Annotated in this window: 14 protein-coding genes and 1 pseudogene; 6 read left to right on the forward strand and 9 right to left on the reverse strand. The window is 69.0% G+C overall.

Features of this window, described 5'->3' with window-relative positions; genetic code table 11:
• Positions 1 to 36 precede the first annotated feature (36 nt).
• Entirely contained in the window at positions 37 to 525 is a 489-nt protein-coding gene (locus ACFVWD_RS31915; RefSeq protein ID WP_389601127.1) for a TetR/AcrR family transcriptional regulator, read from the reverse strand.
• Between the two features lie 236 nt (positions 526 to 761).
• Here ACFVWD_RS31915 and ACFVWD_RS31920 point away from each other — a divergent pair, with 236 nt between their 5' ends.
• On the forward strand, positions 762 to 2,297 hold the full coding sequence (locus tag ACFVWD_RS31920) for an MDR family MFS transporter (protein WP_389601092.1): 1,536 nt from the start codon (positions 762 to 764) through the stop codon (positions 2,295 to 2,297).
• A gap of 336 nt (positions 2,298 to 2,633) precedes the next feature.
• On the opposite strand, the gene ACFVWD_RS31925 is transcribed toward ACFVWD_RS31920, so the two are convergent.
• The 3 genes from ACFVWD_RS31925 to ACFVWD_RS31935 form a co-directional block, all read right to left on the reverse strand.
• Complete coding sequence (locus tag ACFVWD_RS31925; protein WP_389601094.1) at positions 2,634 to 3,107, reverse strand: nuclear transport factor 2 family protein; 474 nt, start codon at positions 3,105 to 3,107, stop codon at positions 2,634 to 2,636.
• Between the two features lie 124 nt (positions 3,108 to 3,231).
• A complete protein-coding gene (locus tag ACFVWD_RS31930; protein ID WP_389601096.1) occupies positions 3,232 to 4,002 on the reverse strand; it encodes a helix-turn-helix domain-containing protein in 771 nt (256 codons plus the stop codon).
• Between the two features lie 94 nt (positions 4,003 to 4,096).
• Positions 4,097 to 4,957, reverse strand: a complete 861-nt coding sequence (locus ACFVWD_RS31935; RefSeq protein ID WP_389601098.1) for an alpha/beta fold hydrolase — start codon at positions 4,955 to 4,957, stop codon at positions 4,097 to 4,099.
• A gap of 121 nt (positions 4,958 to 5,078) precedes the next feature.
• Between ACFVWD_RS31935 and ACFVWD_RS31940 the strand changes: the two are divergent.
• Positions 5,079 to 5,285: pseudogene (locus ACFVWD_RS31940) on the forward strand (peptide-methionine (S)-S-oxide reductase); the annotation flags it as partial.
• Between the two features lie 99 nt (positions 5,286 to 5,384).
• Here the strand turns inward: ACFVWD_RS31940 and ACFVWD_RS31945 are convergent.
• Complete coding sequence (locus ACFVWD_RS31945; RefSeq protein ID WP_389601100.1) at positions 5,385 to 5,591, reverse strand: creatininase family protein; 207 nt, start codon at positions 5,589 to 5,591, stop codon at positions 5,385 to 5,387.
• 50 nt (positions 5,592 to 5,641) lie between these two features.
• Positions 5,642 to 6,715, reverse strand: a complete 1,074-nt coding sequence (locus ACFVWD_RS31950; protein ID WP_389601102.1) for an alpha/beta fold hydrolase — start codon at positions 6,713 to 6,715, stop codon at positions 5,642 to 5,644.
• 643 nt (positions 6,716 to 7,358) lie between these two features.
• Here ACFVWD_RS31950 and ACFVWD_RS31955 point away from each other — a divergent pair.
• The 3 genes from ACFVWD_RS31955 to ACFVWD_RS31965 all read left to right on the forward strand — a co-directional run bounded on the left by ACFVWD_RS31955 (position 7,359) and on the right by ACFVWD_RS31965 (position 11,536).
• Positions 7,359 to 8,801 carry an aldehyde dehydrogenase gene (locus tag ACFVWD_RS31955; protein ID WP_389601104.1) on the forward strand — a complete coding sequence of 481 codons (1,443 nt, stop codon included), beginning with the start codon at positions 7,359 to 7,361 and terminating at the stop codon, positions 8,799 to 8,801.
• A 468-nt stretch (positions 8,802 to 9,269) separates the two neighbouring features.
• Positions 9,270 to 10,994 carry a dolichyl-phosphate-mannose--protein mannosyltransferase gene (locus tag ACFVWD_RS31960; RefSeq protein ID WP_389601105.1) on the forward strand — a complete coding sequence of 575 codons (1,725 nt, stop codon included), beginning with the start codon at positions 9,270 to 9,272 and terminating at the stop codon, positions 10,992 to 10,994.
• Positions 10,995 to 11,344: 350 nt separating this feature from the next.
• The gene (locus ACFVWD_RS31965; protein ID WP_389601107.1) at positions 11,345 to 11,536 is read left to right on the forward strand and encodes a hypothetical protein; all 192 of its coding nucleotides are present in this window, start codon (positions 11,345 to 11,347) and stop codon (positions 11,534 to 11,536) included.
• 144 nt (positions 11,537 to 11,680) lie between these two features.
• Here the strand turns inward: ACFVWD_RS31965 and ACFVWD_RS31970 are convergent, their stop codons facing one another.
• Positions 11,681 to 11,872 carry a zinc-binding dehydrogenase gene (locus tag ACFVWD_RS31970; RefSeq protein WP_389601109.1) on the reverse strand — a complete coding sequence of 64 codons (192 nt, stop codon included), beginning with the start codon at positions 11,870 to 11,872 and terminating at the stop codon, positions 11,681 to 11,683.
• A 172-nt stretch (positions 11,873 to 12,044) separates the two neighbouring features.
• Positions 12,045 to 12,293, reverse strand: a complete 249-nt coding sequence (locus tag ACFVWD_RS31975; protein ID WP_389601111.1) for a zinc-binding dehydrogenase — start codon at positions 12,291 to 12,293, stop codon at positions 12,045 to 12,047.
• Between the two features lie 494 nt (positions 12,294 to 12,787).
• Between ACFVWD_RS31975 and ACFVWD_RS31980 the strand changes: the two genes are divergently transcribed.
• Positions 12,788 to 13,216 carry an organic hydroperoxide resistance protein gene (locus ACFVWD_RS31980; protein ID WP_389601112.1) on the forward strand — a complete coding sequence of 143 codons (429 nt, stop codon included), beginning with the start codon at positions 12,788 to 12,790 and terminating at the stop codon, positions 13,214 to 13,216.
• 216 nt (positions 13,217 to 13,432) lie between these two features.
• On the opposite strand, the gene ACFVWD_RS31985 is transcribed toward ACFVWD_RS31980, so the two are convergent.
• Positions 13,433 to 13,555, reverse strand: a 123-nt coding sequence (locus ACFVWD_RS31985; RefSeq protein ID WP_389601129.1) for a transposase, incomplete at its 5' end; no start/stop codon positions are given.

Raw genomic sequence — 13,555 nt, forward strand, 5'->3', positions numbered from 1 at the left:
GCGGGACGCACCCTGTGTCATACCGCCGTCGGTGTGTCAGGACGTTCCGATGCCGTTAAGCAGGGTGTCGACGACGACGTCCGCCGCCTGTCCGGGGCTTAGTGCGGGCAGTTGCCGGGACACGAGGTGCATGAGCTGGGGCAGCAGTGCGCTCGCCCATCCCTTCGGGAGTCCGGGGCGTAGGAGACCTTCGTCGGTGGCGCGTTGGAGGAAGGCGTCGACCTCGGCGATGGACGCGTCGCGGCGTGTGTGGACGGTGTCGTCGGTGAGCATGCGGGTGAGGTCGACGGGCCAGGTGCGGTTGACGGTGATGATGTTCTCGACGTAGCGGTGCAGGGCGACGGCGACGGGTGCCTCGCGCAGTCGCGCGTCCTCGATGGCGTGCTCGATGGCCGTGAGGCGGGATTCGTAGATGGCCGCCAGGAGGTCCTCGCGGGAGGCGAAGCGGCGGTAGACGGTGCGCCGGTCCACACCTGCCTCAGTGGCGATGCTCGCGATGCTCGCGCCGGGATCGGCGGCGAGCATGCGTGCTCCGGTGGACAGGACAGCTTCCAGGTTGCGTGCTGCGTCGGCTCTCACCGCACCGAGTCTAGTGGCGGAATGTGAAGCCTGAGACATCTATAGCCTCTCTGGGGTAGAACCTCATCTAGTAAGTGCTACAGTCAAGTGACAGATAGCCACAGTAATGTCAGCTGTACGAGTCCCATCGTCTAGCGGTGGCACACCGACCCTGTGCGCCACTTCCAGAAAGGCACGTTCCGATGTCGAAGGCACGACAGTCCGCATCACCCAAGGCCGGCGGTGTGGCCGCCGCCATGAGCGCCCTGATCCTGGCGGTGCTCCTGGCGGCCCTGGACCAGACGATCGTCTCCACCGCGTTGCCTCGTATAGCGGAGGACCTGAACGGGTTCGACGACATCGCGTGGGTCAGCGCCGCGTATCTGCTCGCGTCGACGGCGGTGACACCTCTGTGGGGCAAGCTCGGCGACATGTTCGGCCGCAAGCGGCTGTACCTGGCCTCGACCTCGATCTTCCTGAGCGCCTCGGTGGCCTGCGGCCTGGCGCAGAACCTGCCCGAGCTGATCGGCGCGCGCGTGCTGCAGGGCGCGGGCGGCGGCGGCATGATCGTGCTGACCTTCGCCCTCGTCGGTGACATCGTCGCGCCAAGCGAACGCGGCCGCTACCAGGGCCTGTTCGGTTCGGTCTACGGTGTCGCCAGCATCGTCGGTCCCCTGCTGGGCGGCATCTTCACCGACCAGTTGTCCTGGCGGTGGGCCTTCCTGGTCAACCTGCCTGTCGGCATCGTCGCCCTGGCCATCGCCGCGCGGGCGCTGCCCGCGGCCGCCCGGGGCGCCAAGGCCCGCATCGACTACCTCGGCTCCACCCTCCTGGCCGCCATCGCCACCGGACTGGTCCTGATCACGTCCTTCGGTGAGCGCTGGGGCTGGGGTTCGCCGGCCATCGTCGGCCTGATCGTCGCCACCGTCGCGCCGGCCGTGCTGCTGGTGCCGGTCGAGCGCCGCGCCGCCGCCCCGGTCCTGCCGCCGGACATGCTCGCCTCCCGGACCGTGGTCTTCTCCTCGCTGATCGGGTTCTTCGCCAACGCCGCGATGTTCGCCGTGCTGGTCTACCTGCCGACCTACCTCCAGATCGTCCACGGAGTCTCGGCCACCCTCTCCGGCATCCACATGCTGCCCTTGGTCGCCGGTCTGGTCGTCAGCCAGTCCCTGGCCGGGCGCTGGGCCGCACACGTCGACCGCCTGCGCGCGATCCTCCTGGCGGGCTTGCTCGCCAACCTCGCCGGGCTGCTTCTGCTGGGCACCATCGGCGCCGCCACCAGCACCCTGGTGCTGAGCGTCTACTTCCTGATCACCGGCGTCGGCATCGGCATGGTGCCCATGGTCGTGCTGACCACCGTCCAGAACAGCGTGCCCGTCGCCGATCTCGGCGCCGCCAGCGCCGTCGTCACCTTCGCCCGCTCCATCGGCGCGGCCTTCGGTGTCGCCGTCTTCGGCACCCTGCTCAACACCGGCTTCGCCGACCGCACCCACGGCCTGCCGACCGCCGGAGGCTTCGACGCCGCCCGCCCCGACACCATCGGCCGGCTGCCGGCCGCCCTGCGCGACGCCGCACTGGATGCCTTCGCCCACGCCACCTCCACCGGCTACCTTTGGATCGCCCCCACCCTCGCCGTCGGCATCCTCCTCGCCCTCTTCCTCAAGCCGGCGCGGAAGACCGCCGAGACGGCCGCCACCCCCGAGCCCGCCACCGCCAAGGACGCCGTCCCGGCCGCCTGACCCACCGGACAACCGCCCTCGACCGGCCGACGCCCTCACCGGGTGCCGGCCGGCGGCGTGTCCGGACACCGCGCTGCACGCCGCGGTGTCGGCGAGGCGCCAGCGTCTCCCGGGGCGCTCTCCGAGAGCCTCGTCGAGTCGAGTGGCCTGAGCCGGTGTTCGGACAGGCCACTCCGACTGAAGAAGCTGTCGGAGCCCTCACAGGAGGCGGCGAGGAAGCCGATACGGCTGCCGACGAGCCGACGGGCCACGAAGCCGAGCGCGGCGTTGGGCGCCCGGTCCAGCCAGGGCAGGTCGTCATTCCGAATTCCGGTTCGGCCCGATCCCGGGGGAGGACTACCGCTGTGCGGCAGCCTGGCGCAGATGGCGGCTGACATCGCCGACGAGGTTGATGCGGACCCGGCGCTCCACGAAGCGCCACTGCCCAGCACGGCGCTCGAAGCGGTCGTGGTACCGACCACCGGCGATGGGTTGCAGCGGCAGGTCGGGCAGTGCCTGCAACACGGTGACGTACGAACGCGAGACCGCCTTGTGCGTCTGTTCGTCGACCTCGATGGCGACATTGGTCGTGACATGCTGGGTTCGCGGAGTGCCGTCGTCGTAGACGATCACAGTGTCCTGGAACATCTTCTCGATCGCGTCGCGGCCGCTCACCGGCTCGCCACTGCCTGTGAAGGTGGCGTCGGCGAGAAGGACACCAAGCCCCGCGAAATCGCCGTCGTCCACGAGCCAGGCGTAGCGTGCGATGAGGTTCTCGATGGCCCGGTGGCTCGACGGCGGATCGGCGGGCACGCGGGGGGATGTGGACATGGTTTCCTCTGGTCTCCTCGGCTCAGGGCGGGCTGGTGATCACGACGCAGCGGATGAGGCGCCTCTCCGTCGACGCGCAGGAGCGCACCGTAGGGGTCGTTGGGTTCCTCCGCTGCTCAGGTGGTCACGGTGCCCTGCCCTTCGCCCGGCCGGGTTCCGCTCGCTCCGCGGTCCAGGAGGCGAGCATGCGCAGGGCGTCGTGGGAGGGGCTGTCGGGTTGGGCGGTCAGGACGATCAGGCGTTGTCCAGACCCGTCCGAGTCGGCCCACGTGTCGCAGTCGAGGGTGAGGTCGCCCACCAAAGGATGGCGGTAGTGCTTGGTGGCGTAGGTTGCGTTGTTGACGCGGCGTTCGGCCCACCAGGTGCGGAAGTCGGTGTCCTGGATGGTCAGTTCGCCGACGAGGCGGGCGAGGTCGGGGTCGGCCGCGGCCTCCATGCGCAAAGCGGCGACGGCATCGCGGGCGTCGTGCTCCCAGTCCTGGGGGTTCCACGCGAGGATGTCCAGGCGTTTGCCCAGGATGAGGGCGGGTGCGTGGGTGAGCTGCTCAAGCAGGCGTCGCATGGCGGGGCGTACACGTTGGGTCGGTCGGCGACGGCGTGTGCGTGCGTCGGTTCGGTCGGCGAGTTCGTAGAGGTACTGCTGCTGGTCGTCGTCGAGGCGCAGGGCGCGGGCCAGGGTGGTGAGGACGGGGGCGGAGGCGCGGACGCGGCCCTGTTCGAGCCGGGAGTAGCAGTCCACGCTGATCGCGGCGAGTCGGGCGACCTCCTTGCGGCGCAGTCCCGCGACCCTGCGGGTGGAGTCCGTCTTGATCAGGCCGCACTCCCGCGGATCCAGCTGCGCGCCATGAGCCCTGAGAAAGGCACCGAGCACACGGGGGTCGGAGTGTGAGGTCACGGCGTCGGTTCTCCTGGGGACCGCACACCTGTGAGGTGTGCGGGTGATGTCCCGAGGACGGCGGGAGCTGGGTCCCGCCGTCCTCCGAGGGATGTCAGCGGACGGTGGCGTGGGCGGCCCGCTCGATCACGGCGGCCACCAGGTCGGGGTGGGAGACGGCGACCGAGTGGGAGGCGGCGACCTCGGTGGTGTGCGCGTGGGCGCGCCTGGCCATGAAGCGCTGGACGGCGGCGGGGATATTGAGGTCGCGGGTGGTGACGATGTCCCAGCTGGGCTTGGTCTTCCATGCCGCGGTGGTGGCCTTCTCCTCCAGGGCGGACTGGGCGATGGGACGCTGCTCGGCAGCCATCAGGGCGGCCTGCTGGGCGGGCACGTCGGCGGCGAACTGGTGACGGAACTTGTCCTGCTGGATGTACAGGTCGGTGGCGGTGGAGCCGTCGGCCTGCTGGTAGGTGACCGGGTCGAGGGCGTCGGGGAGGGTGGAGCCCGGGTACTTGTTGGTGAGCTCCAGGGCGCTCTCGCCGGGGGCGGGCAGGAAGGCGGCGACGTAGACCAGGGCCTTGACCTCGGGGTTGTCGGTGGCGGCCTGGCTGATGACGTTGCCGCCGTAGGAGTGGCCGACGAGGATCTTCGGGCCCTTGACATGGTCGAGGACCGTGCGCAGGGCGGCGGCGTCGGAGGCCGGGCCCCGCAGCGGGTTCGCGGCGGCGACGACCGGGTAGCCGTCGGCGCGCAGGTCTGCGATGACGCCGTTCCAGCTGGAGCCGTCGGCGAAGGCGCCGTGCTCCAGGACGATGGTCGGCTTGGCGGGTCGGCCGGCGTCGGCGGCCTCGGCGGTCCTGGTCGCGCCGTCGGCGGTGCCGCTGAGGGCGAACGCGCCGAATGCGAGCCCCGCTGTGACCGTCGATACCACACCCGTTACCAGCCGCTTGCGTCCACCCTTGATGCTCACCACGACGAACCCCTCTCAGGTCTTTCTCGGTTTATGGGGCGGGTCGGTACTGCCGACCTTCGTCACCGCCCTGGCTGGTGATGAATTTGTCACCGAGGCCCGTCACCTGTCAAGGTGGTGACACATCTTCTATGGCGACGACGAGCAGCGCCGCACTGCGCAGGACGCCATCGCCGACGTCGACGTGTCGGGGCTGTGGACGGGGCCGGTGGCGACCGAGGTCGTGCCGGCCGGTCCGTTCTGGGAGGCCGAACCGGAGTGCCAGGACCACCTCCAGCGCTACCCGGACGGCTGCACCTGCCACTTCCTGCGGCCGGGAAGGGCGACGCCCTTCCCGGCCGCGCATCTGGGCCCGGCGCACGCGTGTGCCGCTGCGGGCGCATCCGGCAGACCTTCCGCCGTTCTCGCTATGTCGGCCGGGGCTGTCGCCCTACTTCGCCCAAGGGTCGCGCAGGACGATGTCCGCCGGCACCGCCGCCCGGCGGCACACCGCTGTGGCCAGGAAGTCGTCGACGGCGGTGGGCAGATGGGGGCCATGCTGTTCGGTGGCCCCGATGGGCAGCAGCCCTACGGCGTCCCGCGCCGCGAGGGCACGCAGCTTGGCGGCGGTCGGACGGTTGCACTGGACTTCGCTCATCCGTGACTCTCCTCGGCGTGACCGACGCGGTGTGCGGGGCGTCGCGCCGGTCACGGGCGCGGCGCTTGGAGGTGGTCGGCGTCGACCACGGCCTGGGCGAAGGCGGTGGGCGCTTCCTGCGGCAGGTTGTGGCCGATGTCGGCCACGGTGCGGTGCTGGTACGGGCCGGTGAAGTGGCCGCGGTAGGAGGAGCCGTTGCCGGGCGGGGTGAAGGGGTCGAGCGCCGCGTCGAGGGTGACCGTGGGAACGCCGATGGAGGGCTGGGCCGCGAGCAGTTTCTCGTAGCGGTCGTAGCGGTGTTCACCCTCGATGAGACCGATGCGCCAGTGGTAGTTGTAGAGGACGACGGCGGCGTAGTCGGGGTTCTTGAAGGCCTCGGCGGTGCGCGCGAAAGTGGCCTCGTCGAAGTTCCAGTTGGGGGAGACGAGGGTCCACACGTAGCGGCACAGCGCTATGCGCTTGTCGACGTTCTCCATGGTCTTCTTGCCGCGCTCGGTGGCGAAGTACCACTGGTACCACCAGTTGTGCTCGACGGCCGGGAGGGCGGGCTCGAGCTGCGCCTTGCGGTCGGTGATGAGGTATCCGCTGGTGGAGACAAGGGCCTTGACCCGCTCGGGCCACAGGGCGGCGATGATGTCGGCGGTACGCGAACCCCAGTCGAAGCCGGCGAGAACAGCTTTGTGGATCTTGAGGGCGTCCATCAGGGCGATGATGTCCAGCGCGACGGCGGACTGCTCAGCGGTGCGGGGGGTGTGGCGGGACAGGAATCGGGTGCTGCCGTGGCCGCGCAGGTAGGGAACAATGACGCGGTACCCCTGGTCGGCGAGGAGCGGGGCGACATCGACGAAGCTGTGGATGTCGTAGGGCCAGCCGTGCAGCAGGAGGACGACCGGGCCGTGTGAAGGACCGGCCTCGGCGTAGCCGATGTCCAGGACACCCGCCTTGACCTGCTTGATCGTGCCGAACTCGGTATGGGTGGCCGGGGTGATGGCAGGCACAGTGGGAACAGCAGCGCCGCCCGGCGCGTGTGCGGCGGATGCGCTGCTCTGCAGGCCGGACAGGGAGACTGCGGCCGCGCCGGTGCCCAGGCCGACGGCCTTGCTGAAGGTACGCCTGTTGAACATGTGAAGCCCTCCGTCGTGCGTTTCCGGTGACCGGCCCGAGCCCGGGGAAGCCCGCTCGCATCGGCGGTACGAGATCACCGCGGCTCTTGACGCGACGACCCTCGCACGCCATTCGTCACCTGTCAAACAGGTGACGAGTGATAGTTTCGGTAAGGATAGGAGGCAGATCCGAGGCTGCTTCTCTCCGGGAACGGGACCGGCGGCATGCTGAGGGGGCGCCGCTCGATGTGTGTGGCGTTGGCGGATGTCGTGGGTGCGGGCTTGTTGGGCCTGCGGAGCGGGCGCCGCGGCCGTCGGGCGAACTGGTCCGGTGCATCATGGGGCCGCCCGACCTCTGCCGGATCTTGGGACCGGTGGCGCGGCGCGCCAATGCCGTCCGGATACGTGTCGACGACCATGTCGGCCGCCCGCTCCGAACTTATATGCGCCTGCTGGTGACGAGCCTGTGTGCTCCGGTGGCCAGAAAGGCTTCCAGGTTGCGTGCTGCGTCGGCTTTCACTCCTTAAGAGAGTCTCTTCTGTAGAGGATATGGATACTTCAAGCGCCTCTATGCGTCCCTAACGAAGACAAGTGCTACATTGAAGTGGCAGTTAGATGACACGTCCGAACGGACTGAACCAAAGCATCGGGAGAGAGAAAGCGCATGATCACCTACGACCGGCTTTTCATCGGAGGTTCCTGGGGCGAGCCGAGCAACCCGGAGCTGCTCGACATCGCCTCGCCGCACGACCGGTCGGTGGTCGGCCGTGCCGCGCAGGCGCGGCCGGCGGACATCGACCGCGCACTTGCCGCGGCACGGGCGTCCTTCGAGGCGGGCGCGTGGCGTCTGACCCCGCCGGCCGAGCGGATCGCGGTCCTGCGGCGGTTCAACGCACTGCGTGAGAAGAACGCGGAGAAGATCGCGCACCTGATCTCGCTGGAGAACGGTTCGGCTGGATGGTTCACCCGCGCCGGACAGCCCGGCCTGACCCGGCAGGCGAACGCCTTCCTGAAGGCGGCGGAGGAGTTCGGCTGGGAGGAGACACTCGTGCCCTCCGACCCGGCGTCCCCGGTGCGCAGCGTGGTGCGCCGCGAGGCGGTCGGCGTCGTGGCCGCGGTGATCCCGTGGAACTCGCCTTTCTCCTCGGCCACTTCGAAGATCATCCCGGCTCTGGTCGCCGGCAACTCCGTGGTCCTGAAGGTGTCCCCGGAGAACTCGATGAGCATGGGCTTCCTCGCCGAGCTGCTGGAGCAGGTGGGCCTGCCCGAGGGCGTGATCAGCGTCCTGCCCGCGGACCGGGAGACGAGTGAGTACTTGGTGTCGCACAAGGAGGTCGACAAGATCGCATTCACTGGCTCGACTCGGGCGGGCCGTCGTATCGCCTCGATCGCGGGCGAGCAGCTCAAGCGGGTCAGCCTGGAGCTGGGCGGCAAGTCCGCCGCGATCATCCTCCCCGACGCCGACATCGAGAAGGCCGTCGCGGGCGTGAAGTTCGGCTCTCTGCTCAACAACGGCGAGTCCTGCATCGCCCAGACCCGGATCCTGGCACCGCGCAGCCGGTACGAGGAGGTCGTGGCCGCGCTGAAGGAACTGGTGGAGTCGCTGAAGGTCGGCGACCCGGGCGACCCGGACACCTTCATCGGCCCGATGATCCGCCCCGACCAGCAGGAGCGCGTACGCACCTATATCCAGCTCGGTATCGAGGAGGGCGCCCGCCTGGTCGCCGGCGGCCCGCAGATCCCCGAGGGCCTGGAGAAGGGCAACTACGTCACGCCCACCGTCTTCGCCGACGTCGACAACTCCATGCGGATCGCGCAGGAGGAGATCTTCGGCCCGGTCCTCGTGGTCATCGCCTACGACGACGAGGACGACGCCGTCCGCATCGCCAACGACTCCGAGTACGGCCTCTCCGGCGGCGTCTGGTCCTCCGACGAGGAGCACGCCCTGGCGGTCGCCCGCCGCGTCCGCACCGGCACCATCACCATCAACGGCGTGTCCGTCGCCTTCGACGGCCCGTTCGGCGGCTTCAAGGCCAGCGGCATCGGCCGCGAGTACGGCGCGGTCGGCCTCGGCACCTACACCGAGTACAAGACCATCACCGTCTGACCCCCGGGCGGACGCGCCCCCCGGGGTCGCCGCACGACACAGAACGACCGCCGACGGCGACAGGTGGCCCGATCGCCTGCCGTCGGCGCGGCCTTTTCGGCTGCCGGCCGACGCCCTGACTCAGGAGCTCGGAGCACCGCCTTGTCGGCGGCATGGGTGTGAGTCGTCAGACCCGACATGGACACGCGCCGATGTGCCCGGCACCCGCGTCGACGGGAGCGGCCCGCCCTACGGTGGGATCGAACGGAGCCTGGTGGCCGCGCACCCCGGTGAACGTCACCGGACACACCTCACACATCTCCGACGATGGCCGGCCTTGCGCGGTGCGACGTGCTCAGCCCGAACCAGACCCCGACTGCGACAGCCCGCCGACGGCGGGCTCCCGATCCACCCCTGTGAAGACGTGTGTCCCGCGCCGAGGAGATCGGCACGGGACACACGTGCGTGCACGACCCTTAGGGTTGTTCGGTGACGAGTAGCAACGCGACCCGCTCCCCTGTCCTCGAGGGCACCCGCCCGACAACGCAGCCCAAAGCCTGGCAGGAACGACTTCGCCGATTCGGATACGTGGCACGCCCGCGATCCGACATCCGCGAGCGTCTTGTTCCGCCTTTCCCGGAGCCGCCGACCCGCCTGTGGGAGTTCACATGTCTCGAGCCGACACGGGCGTACCGTGTCGCGAAGGCGATGGACTGGCTGGGGCCGGTACTCGTCGCCGTCCTGGCCGGAGCAATCCGCTTCTGGCACCTCGGCAGGCCGCGCAGCCTGGTCTTCGACGAGACCTACTACGCCAAGGACGCCTGGTCCCTGCTGCGGTTTGGCTACGAAGGCATCTGGCCGGACCGCAAGATCGCCGATCCGCAGATCCTGGCCGATCCTCAGGTGATTCCGCTCTCCGACACCGGGGCTTTCGTCGCGCACCCGCCGACGGGCAAGTGGGTGATCGCCCTTGGCGAGTCGATGTTCGGCCTGACTCCGTTCGGCTGGCGCTGCATGACGGCGGCCCTGGGCACGCTGTCGGTGCTGATGCTGTGCCGAATAGGACGCCGCCTGTTCCGTTCGACACTGCTGGGCTGCCTGGCCGGCGCACTGATGGCGGTGGACGGTCTGCACGTGGTGATGAGCCGCAGCGCGCTGCTGGACCTCGTCGTCATGTTCTTCGCACTGGCGGCGTTCGGATGTCTCCTGATCGACCGGGACAGCGCGAGGGCCCGGCTTGCGGCGGCCTTACCGGTCGACGAGGACGGCCGGGTACGCCCGGACGGACACACCGGTGACCATGCCGGGACGGGGGTGCGTCCCTGGCGGCTCGCAGCCGGCATCTTCCTGGGCCTGGCGGCCTCGACCAAATGGAACGGCCTGTACTTCCTTGCCTTCTTCGTGATCCTCACCCTGCTGTGGGACGTCGGCGCTCGACGCGTAGCGGGGGCGTACCGCCCCTACCGCGCGGTGTTGCGCAAGGACCTCGGCTGGTCGGTCCTGTCCCTCGTCCCTGTCGCTGTCGTGACGTATCTGGCGACATGGACCGGCTGGTTCCTGTCCGACAACGGCTACGGACGCCACTGGGCGGACGGCCGCGGTGGCACCTGGTCATGGATTCCGGCTCCGCTCCGCAGCCTGTGGCACTACGAGTACGGGGTGTACCAGTTCAATGTGGGGCTGGACAGGCCCCACAAGTACGAGTCCAACCCCTGGAGTTGGCTGGTTCTCGGCCGCCCTGTGCTGTTCCACTATCAGTCGCCGAAATCCGGACAGGACGGCTGCCGCACGGCGGCCGACTGCTCACAGACGATCCTCGCCCTTGGCACACCGCTCCTGTGGTGGTCGGCATGTTGCGCCCTCTTGTACCTGCTCTACCGATGGGCGCTGCGCCGCGACTGGCGCGCCGGCGCCATCCTGTGTGCGGTGGGTGCCGGATACCTGCCCTGGTTCCTGTACCAGGACCGCACGATCTTCTCCTTCTACGCGGTCGTCTTCGTGCCGTATGTGTGCCTGGCCGTGGCGATGATGCTGGGAGCCCTGCTGGGTCCGCCGGGAGCGACTGGCAAGCGGCGGACACGAGGTGCGGTGGCCGCAGGCGTGCTGGTCCTGCTCATCGCCTGGAACTTCATCTACTTCTTCCCGATCTACACCGGGCAGACGTTCCCGTATGCGGACTGGCGCGCCAGGATGTGGCTCGACACCTGGATCTGAGACCGGCCGCACAGTCTTTGTCGCGCTCGCCGGTCGGGTACGCGAGCGAGCTGCCGGACAAAGATGATCGCGGTCGGCACCTTACGGACTCCGACCACGCGCCGATCCCCGCGCAGGCGACGGCCACGCCATGGTTGGACCACGCTGAGACGCGGTTGCTGGAGCAGCCGAAGATCACCGTTCCCGCCGTCGCGCTGAACGGACAGGCCGACGGTGTCATCCCGCCGACCGACCGGCCCACATCCGGCATTCGTCACTGTCTTGACAGGTGACGAGTGGGAGGACATGCTGGCAGTCGTCCAAGGCGGCGAACAGGACGCCATCCACGATCGACGAAGTGGAGCACGGTCATGAACGAGGAGCTCACCACGGACGCCGCCGCGGCGGTACGGCATGAGCGATACGGCAGGCTTCCCGAGCGCATCCGCTTTGAGGACATGACCGAAGAGGTCGAAGCCGCGGACAGCGGGGTGAACGCATCGTACGACCCCGAAGGCTCGTGGAAGTTCTACTCCTGCCTCGCCCTCGACTTGGGGCTGTAGACATCCGGCACAACATGCCGGAGCTCTTCTCGACAAGATCGCGGCCACAGTCAGGCGCGAAGGCGCCCGCGTGCTGCCGCCAGCCACCGGCCTCCGCCCGGCGGCCGAACGGCACCCCCATGGTGCGGTCGGCGTTCGGTTGGCTTACAGACTCGGGTCGAGCAGCAACTGTCCGGAGGTGCGCCGCGATTCGATGTCGATGTGTGCCTGGTTGGCCGCGCCGAGCGGGTAGCGCGCGGTGATGTCGACGCGCACCTTGCCGTCGCGGATCTGGTCGAACAGGTCTGCGGCGTGCCGCAGCAGCAGTTCACGGCTGTGGATGTGGTCCGCGGACACGGCGTAGATGATCTTGAGCTCTTGGGCAGGTCGAACATCTGCACCATGGGGATGTCGCCGATGAGCGGGCCGTAGTAGACCAGCGTGCCCACCCGCCGCAGCACCTCGGCCGAGGGCCAGAAGGTGCTGGCGCCACCGCCGTCGAAGACCGCGTGTACTCCCTCGCCGCCGGTCAGGTCCTTGACACGGTCCGCGAAGTCGCCACCGGAGAGACGAGGACCTCGTCCGCGCCCGCCGCCTTCACGAGGAGGACCTTCTCCTCGCGGGAGACCAGGCCGATCACCCGTGCGCCGCGTAGTTTCAGCAGCTGGGTGACCATGCGCCCCACCCCGCCGGCGGCGGAGTGCACGAGGGCGGTCCCGCCTTCGGCCAGAGGCGCGGACTCGGTGACGAAGTGGTGCGCGGTGAGTCCCTGCATCATCGTTGCGGTGGCGACGACGTCGCTCCGGATGTCGTCCGGGACCGGGGCGACCTGGTCGGCGGGGACCGAATGGCGTGACCGCCGTGGCGGTCAGTGCGACGCCTGCTGTGAGCGTCGCCAACAAGCGGATGTGTCTCATCGGCTCCGTGTCGCTCCCGGCGCGCTGCGTGCCGCTCACCGGCGCGCCAGAATCCGACGGCCGTGAGACAGGTGTCACTCGATACCGGTGGCACACCTAGGACATGTCAAAAGGGCACGAGGTGGCATGCGTACCTCGTGGCGCGCGGGAAATGCCGCCGACAGTGGTGTGCCGCCGGTCGGAGGGGCGTCGGTCCGCCGTGGAGGAGGGGAAGTCACAGAAAGTCTCCAGTCACCGTCTTGACGGGTGACAGAAGCGATTGCCATGATGGCGTCACCGTCTAAACCGGTGACGCGGAAGTGTCCTGGTCGGCAGACGCCCGAAGACCTTTCGACCCAGATGGGGAGCACCAGTCATGGCAGTCAGCTACACCGCCGTTGTCGACGTCGATGGAGAAGGCCGGAACGGCGGCCACGTCCGCTCCTCCGACGGTCTGTTGGAGACCAGCCTTGCCCTCCCCAAGGAACTCGGCGGCGCGGGCACCGCGACCAACCCCGAGCAGCTCCTCGCCGCCGGCTGGGCCGCCTGCTTCCTCGGCGCCCTGCGCCGCGCCGCCACCATCCGCAAGATACGGCTCACCAGCACCACCATCACCGCCGAGATCACCCTCACCCACGGCGAAGACGGCGAGTTCTCCCTCTCCGCGGTTCTCAACCCCGTTCTCGGTGGTGTCGACCAGGCCACCGCCGAGGAGCTCGCGAACGCCGCCCACCAGATCTGCCCGTACTCCAAGGCCACGCGCGACAACATCCCGGTCACCATCAACGCCGGCGCCGTTGCCTGATCCGTCCCTCCCCTGGACCGCGGGTCCCGTGTTCCCCCTGCACGGGACCCGCCACCCCTCAGCCGTGCCCACACCGTCGACCGAAGAGCGAGGGCAGGGCATGACCTCCATCCTCTGAATCTTCGCAGGGAATCCCGGCCTTCAGGCCGGGCAGGAATGCGATCCTCGGTCTGGAGGCGCGAAGCGCCGGAGTTCACTGCGTCTGCGGGGTGACGGTCAGGCTGGCCGCGTCTGGTTGTCGATGTAGTCCTTGACGATGCTCAGCGGTGCGCCGCCGCAGGACCCCGCGAAGTAGGACGGGGACCAGAACACCGAGCCTGTCCCGATCCGGTTGATCCG

The organism is Streptomyces sp. NPDC058086 (assembly GCF_042885015.1).
Taxonomy (GTDB): domain Bacteria; phylum Actinomycetota; class Actinomycetes; order Streptomycetales; family Streptomycetaceae; genus Streptomyces.

What these genes read in the sequence shown, in the direction of transcription:
- ACFVWD_RS31975 (WP_389601111.1), bottom strand. Translation starts at nt 12,293, where the DNA reads ATGATGCAGGGACTCACCGCGCACCACTTCGTCACCGAGTCCGCGCCT.
- ACFVWD_RS31915 (WP_389601127.1), bottom strand. Translation starts at nt 525, where the DNA reads ATGCTCGCCGCCGATCCCGGCGCGAGCATCGCGAGCATCGCCACTGAG.
- ACFVWD_RS31980 (WP_389601112.1), top strand. Translation starts at nt 12,788, where the DNA reads ATGGCAGTCAGCTACACCGCCGTTGTCGACGTCGATGGAGAAGGCCGG.
- ACFVWD_RS31955 (WP_389601104.1), top strand. Translation starts at nt 7,359, where the DNA reads ATGATCACCTACGACCGGCTTTTCATCGGAGGTTCCTGGGGCGAGCCG.
- ACFVWD_RS31965 (WP_389601107.1), top strand. Translation starts at nt 11,345, where the DNA reads ATGAACGAGGAGCTCACCACGGACGCCGCCGCGGCGGTACGGCATGAG.
- ACFVWD_RS31925 (WP_389601094.1), bottom strand. Translation starts at nt 3,107, where the DNA reads ATGTCCACATCCCCCCGCGTGCCCGCCGATCCGCCGTCGAGCCACCGG.
- ACFVWD_RS31945 (WP_389601100.1), bottom strand. Translation starts at nt 5,591, where the DNA reads ATGAGCGAAGTCCAGTGCAACCGTCCGACCGCCGCCAAGCTGCGTGCC.
- ACFVWD_RS31950 (WP_389601102.1), bottom strand. Translation starts at nt 6,715, where the DNA reads ATGTTCAACAGGCGTACCTTCAGCAAGGCCGTCGGCCTGGGCACCGGC.
- ACFVWD_RS31920 (WP_389601092.1), top strand. Translation starts at nt 762, where the DNA reads ATGTCGAAGGCACGACAGTCCGCATCACCCAAGGCCGGCGGTGTGGCC.